Source organism: Pedobacter sp. ASV28 (assembly GCF_016428855.1).
Lineage (GTDB): Bacteria > Bacteroidota > Bacteroidia > Sphingobacteriales > Sphingobacteriaceae > Pedobacter.
Map to the genome: position 1 here is coordinate 15139 of NZ_JAELTN010000025.1, position 12617 is coordinate 27755.

10 protein-coding genes are annotated in these 12617 nt (G+C 37.8%); 7 read left to right on the top strand and 3 right to left on the bottom strand.

The features are described 5' to 3' along the window. Positions 1 to 34: 34 nt before the first annotated feature. The 6 genes from JHD79_RS11055 (at position 35) to JHD79_RS11080 (ending at position 7550) form a co-directional block, all read left to right on the top strand. The gene (locus JHD79_RS11055) at positions 35 to 841 is read left to right on the top strand and encodes a hypothetical protein (protein WP_199119293.1); all 807 of its coding nucleotides are present in this window, start codon (positions 35 to 37) and stop codon (positions 839 to 841) included. A 107-nt stretch (positions 842 to 948) separates the two neighbouring features. Further along, positions 949 to 2367: a calcineurin-like phosphoesterase family protein gene (locus tag JHD79_RS11060; RefSeq protein WP_199119294.1), complete on the top strand. Its 1419-nt coding sequence runs from the start codon at positions 949 to 951 to the stop codon at positions 2365 to 2367. Positions 2368 to 2397: 30 nt separating this feature from the next. Next, positions 2398 to 3300: a glycerophosphodiester phosphodiesterase family protein gene (locus JHD79_RS11065; RefSeq protein WP_199119295.1), complete on the top strand. Its 903-nt coding sequence runs from the start codon at positions 2398 to 2400 to the stop codon at positions 3298 to 3300. Between the two features lie 7 nt (positions 3301 to 3307). Further along, positions 3308 to 5446: an alpha-galactosidase gene (locus JHD79_RS11070; RefSeq protein ID WP_199119296.1), complete on the top strand. Its 2139-nt coding sequence runs from the start codon at positions 3308 to 3310 to the stop codon at positions 5444 to 5446. A gap of 9 nt (positions 5447 to 5455) precedes the next feature. Next, complete coding sequence (gene glpT, locus JHD79_RS11075; protein ID WP_199119297.1) at positions 5456 to 6817, top strand: glycerol-3-phosphate transporter; 1362 nt, start codon at positions 5456 to 5458, stop codon at positions 6815 to 6817. Positions 6818 to 6857: 40 nt separating this feature from the next. Further along, a complete protein-coding gene (locus JHD79_RS11080) occupies positions 6858 to 7550 on the top strand; it encodes a GDSL-type esterase/lipase family protein (protein ID WP_199119298.1) in 693 nt (230 codons plus the stop codon). Positions 7551 to 7603: 53 nt separating this feature from the next. Here JHD79_RS11080 and JHD79_RS11085 read toward each other — a convergent pair whose 3' ends face one another. Further along, positions 7604 to 8032 carry a hypothetical protein gene (locus tag JHD79_RS11085; RefSeq protein WP_199119299.1) on the bottom strand — a complete coding sequence of 143 codons (429 nt, stop codon included), beginning with the start codon at positions 8030 to 8032 and terminating at the stop codon, positions 7604 to 7606. 90 nt (positions 8033 to 8122) lie between these two features. Then, complete coding sequence (locus JHD79_RS11090) at positions 8123 to 8899, bottom strand: LexA family transcriptional regulator (protein ID WP_199119300.1); 777 nt, start codon at positions 8897 to 8899, stop codon at positions 8123 to 8125. Positions 8900 to 9032: 133 nt separating this feature from the next. On the opposite strand from JHD79_RS11090, the gene JHD79_RS11095 reads away from it, so the two are divergent. Further along, on the top strand, positions 9033 to 9377 hold the full coding sequence (locus JHD79_RS11095; RefSeq protein WP_199119301.1) for a GIY-YIG nuclease family protein: 345 nt from the start codon (positions 9033 to 9035) through the stop codon (positions 9375 to 9377). Between the two features lie 74 nt (positions 9378 to 9451). Here the strand turns inward: JHD79_RS11095 and JHD79_RS11100 are convergent, their stop codons facing one another. Beyond that, a complete protein-coding gene (locus tag JHD79_RS11100; RefSeq protein WP_199119302.1) occupies positions 9452 to 12577 on the bottom strand; it encodes a basic secretory protein-like protein in 3126 nt (1041 codons plus the stop codon). Positions 12578 to 12617 lie beyond the last annotated feature (40 nt).

Genomic DNA, 12617 nt, shown 5'->3' on the forward strand with positions numbered 1-12617 from the left:
AAAGGCTTTCATTTTTAATCAAAAAAATAGTTTAATGAAAAAAACAGCAATGGCTATTTTGTTAGCCCTAAGCATTAACTATGCCAAATCACAAATCATTATTTCTGGTTATCTGGCCAATCCATCAGGCGCTGATAAGAACCAGGAATATATACAGTTGTTGGCTACAGAAGATATCGATTTCTCGAAGAAAAACTATGCTTTGGTAGTTTGTAAAAATGGAACCACATTAACCCCAAATCCTGGAGAGCCGGCGCCACAAGGTTGGGCTACGGGAGGGGATCGGACCTATAAATTTGATTTGGTAAATGGTACAGTTAAAAAAGGGGAGTTTTTCTATGTGGGCGGAAAAAAGAATATCAACGGCGCTAAATCGACAGATGTGGCTGGAGCAAAATGGATAGCCAGCAAAAACTATTCTGACGAAGCGGGAGATGGCTTTGGTAATGCCACTGGAGGCCTGTTTCCTAACTCGGGCAGGGCTGCTGGTATTGCTATTTTTGCAACTAAAGATGTTGCCGCTATTACATTGCCAATTGATGTTGTATTTTTCCAATCTGCAGGAGGTGGTAATTTATGGAGTGAAGGCCAGGGCTATCTGATCTGTGACAACGATCTGTATAACATGAAATTAAGCCCATATTTTAGAGGGCAAGGGAAAAATAAGGCTGCTTTCGCCAATGCTACGGAAGAAGATATTGCTCCTTACTTTAGCAAATTGGGCGGGGTTTATGACACCATGCTGAAAAAGTGGATTAGCGCGAGAGAAAAGAATTGGGTAACGCTTAATGCTGCTTCTCAATTAAATGATATAGAGAGTGGTAATACATTGTTGAAATAAAAAAACTAATAGCTTTTTATAAAGGGGCAAGGGGCATTAATATTTGCCCTTGCTTCTTTTAATAGTATTTAAGCTAAATTTTCAATTAAAAAGATATAAACGCAATAATGAACCGTAGAATTTTCCTAGAAAGAGTTGGATTGCTGGCCACAGGTATGGTGGTAAGTCTTAAGTCAAGCGCTTTTAATCAATTAACGCATGGCAATACCATTACCGGAAGGGTGACAGATGGTAAAAATGCTGTAGCTAATGCAGTATTATCTGATGGTTTTTCCGTAGTGAAAACAGATGCTAATGGACGTTATAGCATTAACCTTAGTGATAAATCAGAGTTTTTGTTTCTAAGTACACCATCTGGATATGATTTTAAAACGGACGTAGGTAGCATCAATAGGCAATATGAAAACTTAGGTGCCCGTAATGAAATCGACTTTGTTTTAAAGAAACTAAAACAGAATGACGATAAGCATCACTTTATTATTTGGGCCGATCCACAGGTAAAAAACAAAAAAGATGTGGCCCAGATGATGGAGACATCCGTACCCGATGTAAAACGTCTCGTTAGGTCTTTAGGTGCAAATGCCTTGGTTCATGGTATAGGGGTGGGAGATTTGGTGTGGGATAATCTGCCCCTTTTTGACGATTATAATAAGGCCGTTGAACAAATGGGTATTCCTTTTTTTCAATGCTTGGGGAACCATGATATGGATTATAGGCAAGGTGGGGATGAAACTTCCGACAGAACATTTAAAAAATATTATGGGCCAACCTATTATTCATTTAATAGGGGAAAGGCACATTACATTATATTGGATGACGTAAGGTATTTGGGCGAGGAAAGAAAATATGATGGCTATATTACCGAAGAACAACTGGCCTGGATGGAAAAAGACTTGCAATTTGTGGGTAAAGATCAATTGATCATTGTAAATGTTCATATCCCTATCCACAATAGCGTAAAGAATAACGAGGCCTTTTATAAAATCTTAAATGGGTTCACTAATGTACACGTGATGTCGGGGCATACGCACTACAATAAAAACGTAATTAAGCAAAGTGTTTTTGAACATAATCATGGTGCAGTTTGTGGTGCCTGGTGGACGGGTCCGATTTGCAGCGATGGAACACCAAGAGGTTATGGGGTATATGAGGTAGAGGGTACAAAACTAAAATGGTATTACAAAGGTACCGGTTTAGAGAGAACCAAACAGATTAGTATAGATATTGAGCCGCTTACCGGAAATCATCGTATCATCGCTAATGTTTGGAACTATGATCCAGAGTGGAGGGTAGAGTGTTTCTTAGATGGCCAGTCTATTGGACAGATGGAAATGATGAAGGGGTTTGATCCAGAAGCTGTGCGTTTATATAAAGGAGAGGAGCTTCCAGTTGGCCGTCCGTTTGCAGAGCCAAGCCGGACAGAACATTTGTTCATGGCACATTGCAGTACATCGGTTAAGAAGGTGAAAATAACGGCGACCGATCGCTTTGGCGAACAATTTGTAGAAGAGAAAAAACTATCCTAAAATCAATCATTCAGAACCAAAAAAATAATAATGAATAAATTTATCCATCCCATCGGTATCTTTTTACTTGCCCTGAATGCCTGTACGGTAAAGAAAAATACCAATGTAGATCATGTGGGTTTTCCTGTTTTTAGCGCTGAGGCACACCGTGGAGGTAGGGGATTGATGCCTGAAAATACCATTCTGGCCATGAAAAATGCCATGAGCTATCCGGCTATTACAACCCTGGAAATGGATACCCATATTACTAAGGATAATAAAGTAGTGGTTACCCACGATGATTATTTAAGTCCAGGTTTTATGCTCACGCCAGAAGGGGAGGAAATACCCATAAAAGATGCAAAAAAATATAATGTATTTCAGATGGACTATGATTTGTTGAAGGGCTTTGATATCGGGACAAAATTCCATAAAGACTTTCCGGAGCAAAAAAAGATAAAGACCTACATCCCTTTATTGGCAGATTTGATAGATACTGTTCAGCATGAAATCAAAACAAAGAATAAGCATCAATATTTTTATAATATAGAAACCAAATGCAGCGAACAGGGAGATGGTATTACCAATCCCAATCCAGAAATTTTTGTGGCACTCTTAATGGAGGTGATTCAATCGAAACGGATAGAGCATTATGTGGTTATCCAGTCATTCGATAAGCGAACCATTCAATTATTGCATAAAAAATACCCGCATATTAAAACTTCATTTTTGGTAAATAACAAAAAAACATACGAAGAAAATATAGCGGACCTGGGCTATAAGCCATTTATTCTTAGTCCGAACGTTAAAATGGTAGATGCAGAATTGGTAAAAAAGGCGCATGCAGATGGTGTTAAAATTGTACCTTGGACAGCCAATACAGCTGAAGAGATTAGTCGGTTGAAATCCTTAAAGGTAGACGGCATAATTTCTGATTATTCTAACCTATTTTAAAACACTAATGAAAAAACTATTTCTACTGTTGGTTTCCATCGGTTATTTGAGTTCTTCTGCCCAAACCATCCGTATAGACACCAAAAACACGAGCCTTATTTTTAAAGTTGGAAACAATAAGCGCTTGTATCAAAGTTATTTGGGTGTTAAACTTGAGCTCGACAATTATCCTGATGTAAGAACGGAAGCCTATGCTGCGGCAGGTATGAATTTTGAATTTGAGCCAGCAATTAGAATGGTCCATGCTGATGGAAACCCTTCTTTGGAGCTCAAGTATCTTAAAGATGTAGTTAAAACCCATGTAGATGGTTCGCTGCAAACTGATATTTTCCTGAAAGATGAGGTCTATCAAACGGAAGTGACCTTGCATTTCCAAAGCTATCCCGATCAAGACCTGATCAAAACCTGGGCTGATATCAAGAACAATGAAAAAAAAGAGGTAGTACTTACTAATTTTGCCTCTGCCATGCTTCATTTCAATGCCGAAAAATATTGGCTGACGCAGTTTCACGGAGATTGGGCCAAAGAAATGCAAATGGACGAACAGGAACTGACCAGCGGCATGAAAGTAATTGACAGTAAGCTTGGGGTAAGAGCAAATAAATATCGACATCCTCATTTTTTCATTACTTTGGGCAGTCGGCCTGCTACTGAAAATCAGGGAGAACTGTTAGCGGGAACTTTGGCCTATACAGGCAACTTTCGTTTAAATTTTGAAATAGATCAAGTAAATACCCTGCATGCTGCTTTTGGTATAAATGGATATGCTTCTGAGTATTACCTAAAACCGAATGAAAGTTTTACTACACCCGAGTTTATTTTTACTTATAGCCATAACGGTAAGGGCACAGCTAGTAGAAATCTACATGATTGGGCCAGGAAGTTCGGTGTGATGGATGGTCAAAAACCGAGGTTAACCCTGTTGAACAACTGGGAAGCTACGGGAATGAAGTTTGACCAAGCCCAATTGACAAACTTGTTTCAGGAGACTAAAAAATTAGGCGTAGATATGTTTTTGTTGGATGATGGATGGTTTGGTGATAAATACCCCCGAGATAACGACCGTACAAGTCTTGGCGATTGGATGGTAGATAAAAAGAAGCTACCCGATGGTATCTCTTATTTGGTGAAATCAGCAAAGGCGAAAGATGTAAAGTTTGGCATCTGGTTGGAGCCCGAAATGGTAAGCCCTAAAAGCGAGCTTTATGAAAAGCATCCAGAATGGGTATTAAAATTGCCTAATAGATCGGAACACCTGCAGCGGAACCAGTTGGTGTTGGACCTGACCAACCCAAAAGTTCAGGACTACATATATAGTATTGTAGATAAATTATTTGCTGAAAATCCAAGTATAGCCTACATAAAATGGGACTGTAATCGAACAATGACCAATGAGTATTCTGGTTTTTTAAAACACCAATCCCATCTCTATATTGATTATACAAAAGGACTTTATGATGTTTTAAAAAGAATAAGGAGCAAATATCCACATATTCCATTTATGCTCTGTTCTGGAGGCGGTGGACGTGTAGATTATGGAGCCTTGAAGTATTTTACCGAATTTTGGCCAAGTGATAATACTGATGGCTTGGAAAGGGTATATATACAATGGGGGTATTCCTATTTCTTTCCCGCTAATACCATTTCTGCCCATGTAACCAGTTGGGGAAAACAGTCTTTAAAGTTTCGTACAGATGTAGCCATGAGTGGTAAATTGGGATATGATATAAATGTTGCCGAATTTACAAAAGACGAACTTGCCTTTAGTCAACAGGCAGTTCGTAATTATAAAAATCTGAGTGTTGTCATACAGCAAGGTAATCTTTACCGTTTAGTGTCTCCTTACCAAAGCAATAGGGCCGTACTTATGTATGCCGACTCTTCAAAGAGTAATGCTGTGTTATTTGCCTATAATCTTAATTCGAGATATAGAACGTATTATGACCTTGTGAAATTGGAAGGTTTAGATCCACAGAAAAAATATAAACTAACCGAAATTAACCTAATGCCGAATGCCAAATCACAGTTGAGCTACAATGATAAAATATACACAGGGGAATACCTGATGAATATTGGTATAGAGGTAAATAAAAAATATCCAGAGCCATTGACTAGTGTGGTTTTGGAAATAAAGATGATCAACTAAATATTGAATATGGGATTTAGACTTTTTCCACCACCAGCGGCACACAGCCCGTTATTATCAACTGATAAAGTAAAAGCAATATACAGTAAAGAACGGATTAAGGTTTTTGTAGGTATATTTTTAGGTTATGCTGCTTACTATTTTGTGAGAAAAAACTTCTCCTTTGCTATTCCGGAACTTCAAAAATTAGGATTTAGCAAGGGTGAATTGGGTTTGGCAGCATCTGCTCTGTCTATTGCGTATGGTTTTAGCAAGTTTTTAATGGGAAATATATCTGATAGGAGCAATGCAAGGTATTTCTTGTCGATAGGCTTGGTGCTATCTGCCTTTACCATGATTTTTATGGGGCTTATACCTTTTGCTACTTCATCCATTGCCATTATGTTCGTATTGCTATTTATTAATGGATGGTTTCAGGGGATGGGATGGCCGCCTTGTGGCAGGGTAGTGGCACATTGGTATTCGGTTAGGGAGAGGGGTACGGCAATGTCTATCTGGAATTTGGCGCATAATCTTGGTGGTTTTCTGGTTGGTCCCTTAACTGTCCTAGGATTTGAGCTTTTTGCAGATTGGCACGGAAAGTTATATTTTCCAGGTATGGTGGCTATTTTATTTGCTTTGGTAGCCTTATTGTTGGTTAGAGATACGCCACAATCTGTAGGTCTACCACCCATAGAGGAATATAATAATGATTATCCTAAAAGTTATGATGCAAAAACACAGGAACAGGAATTTTCAGCCAAAGAAATCTTTCTAAAATACGTACTAAATAATAGGTTGCTATGGTTTATTGCGGTGGCAAATGCCTTTGTTTATTTGGTGAGAAATGGTATTATAAATTGGGCACCTACTTTTTTACAGGAAGCAAAAAATTATACACAATCTGAAGCTGCCTGGTCTTCGGGAGGGTATGAATTGGCGGCCATTCCAGGTACGATACTTTGTGGTGTGATCAGTGATAAATTATTTAAGGGCAGAAGAGCCCCCGTAACCATCATTTATATGGCAATGACCTTCATAGCTGTGTTGGTCTATTGGCTTAATCCAGGTTCAAGTCATCTTATACAGAATTTAGCACTATGGGCAATCGGCTTCTTTATCTATGGTCCTGTAATGTTAATTGGGGTGCAGGCCATAGACTTGGTTCCCAAAAAAGCAGCTGGAACAGCCGCAGGCTTAACAGGGTTGTTTGGTTATTTTATTGGAGACTTATTGGCCAATGCCGCACTTGGACATTTAGTTGATCAATATGGCTGGGATACCTGTTTTATAACCATTTCGATATCTTGCTTGTTGGCTATCTTCTTTACTTCGTTTACATGGAACAGAGAGAAGAAAAATTTAGCTCACCTTGCACCATTAGCTCATTAATTAAATGATTTTTATATTAGGCAGTCTAAAAATAAAGAAAATGAAATCAACCATTAGCAGATTATTATTAACGTTAAGTATAATCTTTATTATCTCCTCTGGTGGGGTGTATGCCCAAACCGTAAAATGGGATACTACTTATCGTCCCGGAAAGTATAAAGAACTGGTACAGAAGTTTAGCATAGAGCCAAAGTCGAATAAAGATTATGTTTTTTTAGGGAATAGCATTACGGCGGGTACAGATTGGGCTCAGTTGCTGGGACTTGCGCAGGCCAAAAATAGGGGTATTTCGGGGGATATTACTTTCGGGGTGTTAGAGCGGCTACAGGACATCATTGACGGCAAACCAAAAAAGGTATTTGTATTGATAGGTATTAATGATATCTCGAGAAACATTCCAGATAGCCTGATTTTGGCCAACTACAAAAAAATTATAGATAGGATAAGAAAAGGTTCTAAAAAAACGCAGATTTATTTTTATACGTTACTGCCTGTGAATGCTACCTTTGAAAAGTTTAAAAATCATTATGGCAAGGATGAGCATATTCTATACCTTAATGATGAAATCAGAAAATTGGCTGCTAAAAATGTAACCATTATAGATTTGTATCCACACTTTCTCGATGAAAACAAAAGGCTTAGGGCGGAACTTACCAAAGATGGCCTGCATCTTATTCCTGAAGGGTATAAGGTGTGGGCGGATGTGCTCAGGAATGGCGGATATCTAAAATAAGATGGATATATTTATAAATAAAAAAAAGTCCCAGCTATCGGGACTTTTTTTATTTAATTTTCTTGTGTTTTCGATGCAGGGTCTTTTTCTCTTTTTGGACCTTTACGTCCTTTACCTCTTTTTTCTTTTAATTTCCCCCGCATTTCTTCTTTAGAAGCCGCAAAAACCTTTTGTTGTTCTGGGGTTAATATGGCATCCAGTTTTTCTTTATGTGCTTTAAATGCGGCCTTTCTTTCTTCGGTTTTACCATTTGTGGCTCCTTGGTCTTGTTTGCGCCATTCGTTTTGCTGCTTAATCCTGTCTAGCTCTAACTGTTGAACTTTTATCTTCTGTTGGTCGGTTAAGCTTAATTTTTGCTGCATGGCTAAGGCCACTCTTTCTGCCCTTTGCTCAGGTGTAGCCTTTATTTTTCCTGCTTGTTGCGCATAGCTTGCCGTAAATCCTAATACTACAAGAGCTAAGCTGTAAAATAACTTTTTCATCTCAATTTCTATTTATGTGATTATATAGATTATTGATTGAATAGATAGCTAAAATAAGATTAGGTTTAAAGTTGGGCTTGTTAAAATTTGTTAATTTTTATTGAGCTGAGAGATTGATTTTTGCATTTGTGCCATCATATTGGACAATGTTTCTATAGTAGGTTCTGGAGTAGGTTCCGGTAGGGAAGTGGAAAGGTAAGCCTTTGCTTTCCATATTTCTAATATGTCGTCAGCCGGAATAGCATAAGGATCATACACTTTATTGTCAGAGATAAGCTTCAATTCCCTGTCTTCTCTAAATTTGTTACCTGCGCGCTTATAAACTACCCCTTCATTTTTACTGATAATTACATAGGTTTCTCCAATTTTAACATCGTTCCAGTTGTCTAAGTATTCGCCAATGATGATGCTTCCAGAGGTTATAGGCAGCATAGAATCTCCCTTGATTTCAAAAGCCCTATATGTACCTTGTTTTAGGGAGGGGATAGGTAACTGGAATTTAGGTAGGTCTTGTATGTATTGAGGGTCGGAGAAACCATTAAGGTAACCGGCACTGGCTTTAACCGGTACAAGTTCTATATTTTCGTTGTCGTCTTTATCCACAGATATACTTAATACCCTTAGGTTGGAACCCTGACTTTTAGGTTTTGGTTTCCAGTTGTCATTGATTTTTTCATTAATAAATTCATCAATGGTCAATTCAAAGTATTCTGCTATTTTTTTTAGTAAATCATATTTTGGTTCAGCCCTGTCTTCTTCATATGCCCCAATTAAAGATCGCTTAATTTTCATGTTATCAGCGAATTGTTGCTGTGTTTGACCTTTTTTCTTTCTAAGGTACTTTAGATTGGATGAGATGTTAGACATAAAAAAATATTTTAAAATAAATTTGTTTTTACTAAAATTGTTAGTATTATTGTGCCAATAAAATTAGTAAATATAATTTGAACTGCCAAATAATATCTAATATAATTAGTTTTTAACCTTAGTTGTAAGTGCCATGAAAAAATTTGTTTATATCGTTACCGACAGAAATCGTACTACACTTCATGTAGGTATGAGTGCCGATCTAATTAAAACATTAGATTTCTATAAAAAGATGCCTAATTTATTTTTTGATAGCGCACAGCAACTTACACGTTTGGTCTACTTTGAAGAGTTTAGGACAGAAGCACAGGCGCTTCATCGTTTTAAAATAGTTAGCCGTTTTACAAGGGCTCAAAAAGAAAGGATGGTTCGCTCCTGTAATCCAGATTGGATTGATTTGACCATTGGACTGGATTTTGAAAATATGTTCATTCATCAGCAATTGACCAATCAAGCCGTTTTGCCTTTTGCTGTATAAAAAAACAGTTATTGCCATAAGCAATAACTGTTGGAGAATTTTATGACTTATGATGGTCTACAGCAGGAATAGGATTACCAGCCTGGAGCAAAAGTCAAACCAAACACTCCGCCGTTAACATCTTTACGTGTAAAAGGGAAGGCATAATAAGGCTCTAAAACCATTGCACCAAATAAATTTACTCTTACAGAGATACCAACACTTAATGCGGGTACACGTTCTATCAAGTATTGTTGTCCATTAGGATAAAATCCTATCCTAGTGGCAGAAGGCTGGCTTTTGAATTTAACCTCAGTATCTTCGGTCCAAGCAACACCCGCATCAAAGAAAAGGTTCAAATCTGTAAATAAGAAATTGGATGGTATTTGGGCCAATTTTTTAGGACCGGTAAAAGGTAGGCGTAATTCGAAATTGAATACAGCTAATTTACTTCCAGAAAGCTGATTGATATCAAAAGTGCCGTTGCTGAAATTTTGATTATTGTAAAACGAATTAGGCTCATAACCTCTAATTAGGTAGTTATAACCTGCATATAATGGATAAAGATTTTCTCCGTCTCTTCCGATACGCATGTAATTATATGCACGTAATGCTACCGTAACTGGTTTAATTCTGAAGTATTTCCTTAAATCGATACTTACTGCCGTAAAATTATAATCGCCAAAATATTTTTCAGCACCAACTCGATACCTAAAGCCATCTAAGGGCGCCGCTACCCCAAATATTGAATTATCTCCAACAAAGTAGGCATTAGTTTGTATAATGTTGAAGCTTTTTAACGGAGTGCCAAGGGTATTTGTGGCCTCGCTTACATCTACTTTTTCTCTATCTGAGCCTTCGTAGACTAAAAATCCACCGCCATCGCGATAATAATTATTGAATCGATCTAATCTATAGCTATACCTAGATATTGCCCCCCCCATCTCGAAACGATGAACTTTGTTAAATGGATATGCACCAAATAATTGTAGCTGATCCTCGAACGTGCGTAAGATATTTGTACGCTCTACGTATATATTTTGACTATTTTCTTGAATAACATCTCTAGTAAGAAATCCCGTAAGGTATGGAATATGTGAAATACCAACACCCCAATTGATACGGCTTGATTGGTTAACGTAACCTACCATACCGCCAAAATCTTGTATTTCTCCATTAATGGCCAAGTTAGCTACAATTTGGTTTTGCCCTAAAATATCACTGAACATGCCCATTACGCCGCCCTGCATACCAGTACCAAAGCGACTGGTACTTACGCCAATTCCGCCACTATTGGCCAAATAGTCTAATCTGAATTTAGGTCTATAAGGGATATTTTTCAATGAATCTATTGGAGTGTGCTCAAATCTTCCAAAATTGCGCAGATTGGAGTTCACTACGTTTACCCCAATATTTTCTTTTGGAGGTAAAATAGCCGCATCAAAATTAACCTCATTGGCATCAACAGTTTTTGCCTTGAAATTGCTATATGCGGAGTTGTATAAGGTGTAACGCTGATAACGGTAGTAGCTATATATAACATCATCATTCCTGGAGACAGTAATGGCGGGAGAAAATTCTGTTATTCCGCTAATGCCGGTAAAGTAATCTGTCAGCTGTTTTACATTTTTGCTCTCCAATGAATATTCGTATAAGTTTCTGAACCCATCTCTATTGGATAAAAAGAAAATACGCTTGCTGTCTCCCGAAAATTGGGCATTCAAATTGTTGGCACCCGGAAAAACAGGGACATTGCTCAGTGCTTTGGTCTCAAGGTCGTATATGGTAAGATTGATCGGATTCACTGCATTAAAATTTCCAGCCTCTACAGCTGCCCTGTCTGAAGAGAAAACCAATTTTTTGCCATCCGGAGAGTAGCTGGGTGCATAATCGGAATATTCGTCGTTTGTAAGCTGGGTAACTTCTTTGGTGTCGAAATTATAAGAGAAAATGTCGCTTTGACCTTCTACCATACCTGAAAAAGCAATATCCTTTCCATTAGGTGACCATGTTAAATTACCAAATTGCTCTACTTTGCCCATATGGGTACGTAAAACGGTGGCTCCGTTTGAAATGTCTATAACCAACAGCTGGTTTCTACCTTTACTGAAAATACTAAAAGCAAAATGTTTGCTGTCTGGAGACCAGGCTCCTGCCGATTCCAGAAAATTGAAATCGTCGATATGAGAATTGGAGATTTGGCTGCTTAGTTTTTTGATGATTTTGCCAGTTTTTGCATCTGCCAAGAATAAATCGATTCCAAAAAGATCCTTTTCAGATAGAAAAGCAAGATATTTTCCATCTGGACTAATGGCTGGCGCAACATTCATATTTCCAGCATTTTTATTATCTATAATTTTTGCGCCAGAAATCTTAATTTGCGAACTATCGGCCTTTAGCATAGGCCTGTAATGTTGTTCTATGGCATTTTTCCATAAACCGGATAATGTTCTGTCGTCATAGCCGAAAGTATATCTTATGCCATTTTCATATCCAAATTTTGCGGTTGCCTTAAACAGGGGCACAATGGTTGTATCTCCATATAATGAGCCAATGAAGGTCCAGAAGGCCTGTCCATAACGATAAGGAAAGTATTTGTTGGAATTGGTCAAATCTTTTAAAGAAGGAATATCACGATTTAACAAGGCGTCACGCATCCACATGGAAGTAAAAGCATCTTTTTTGCCTACCGAAAGATATTCTGCCATACCTTCCACCATCCAAAGAGGGGTTTGTCCCACATTTTCCAAGGGAATGGAATCTTTTTCCAATAGGAGGTGATATTGAAAAGCATGTACCAATTCGTGACCCAATACATGCCTCGTTTGGCTGCCCAGTTCCATAATGGGCATAATTACCCTGTTTTTAAAAGCTTCGGTAACCCCACCAGTACCTACGCCAATTTCACCCTGAAGTGCCGTAGTTTGTTGAAAATCGGGATGGTTGTTATAGAGTATGATTGGATTTTTCTTAAAAAAAGTATCCCTGAAAACTTCCTGATGCATTTTGTACCAAGTTTCGGCATCTTGGGCAAACTTTTTGAGCATCTTGTCATTTTTTAGATAATAGTAAATCTCAAAATGTGGCGTTTCCAGTACCTTAAATTTTTCATTTTTATAACGAACCTTGTTTTGACCAAAATATTGAGCCTTCACCATAGTGATAGATAGTAAGGCTAAGAGTAGAACTAGGGTTGTTTTTTTTTGTAAATTACTGTTCATAATGGGTATTTTAAGGCAATAGCATATTAAAATTAGAGAA

Excerpts from the sequence above, each read along its gene's own strand:
- JHD79_RS11055 (WP_199119293.1), top strand. The coding sequence starts at position 35 with ATGAAAAAAACAGCAATGGCTATTTTGTTAGCCCTAAGCATTAACTAT.
- JHD79_RS11060 (WP_199119294.1), top strand. The coding sequence starts at position 949 with ATGAACCGTAGAATTTTCCTAGAAAGAGTTGGATTGCTGGCCACAGGT.
- JHD79_RS11065 (WP_199119295.1), top strand. The coding sequence starts at position 2,398 with ATGAATAAATTTATCCATCCCATCGGTATCTTTTTACTTGCCCTGAAT.
- JHD79_RS11070 (WP_199119296.1), top strand. The coding sequence starts at position 3,308 with ATGAAAAAACTATTTCTACTGTTGGTTTCCATCGGTTATTTGAGTTCT.
- glpT (WP_199119297.1), top strand. The coding sequence starts at position 5,456 with ATGGGATTTAGACTTTTTCCACCACCAGCGGCACACAGCCCGTTATTA.
- JHD79_RS11080 (WP_199119298.1), top strand. The coding sequence starts at position 6,858 with ATGAAATCAACCATTAGCAGATTATTATTAACGTTAAGTATAATCTTT.
- JHD79_RS11085 (WP_199119299.1), bottom strand. The coding sequence starts at position 8,032 with ATGAAAAAGTTATTTTACAGCTTAGCTCTTGTAGTATTAGGATTTACG.
- JHD79_RS11090 (WP_199119300.1), bottom strand. The coding sequence starts at position 8,899 with ATGTCTAACATCTCATCCAATCTAAAGTACCTTAGAAAGAAAAAAGGT.
- JHD79_RS11095 (WP_199119301.1), top strand. The coding sequence starts at position 9,033 with ATGAAAAAATTTGTTTATATCGTTACCGACAGAAATCGTACTACACTT.
- JHD79_RS11100 (WP_199119302.1), bottom strand. The coding sequence starts at position 12,577 with ATGAACAGTAATTTACAAAAAAAAACAACCCTAGTTCTACTCTTAGCC.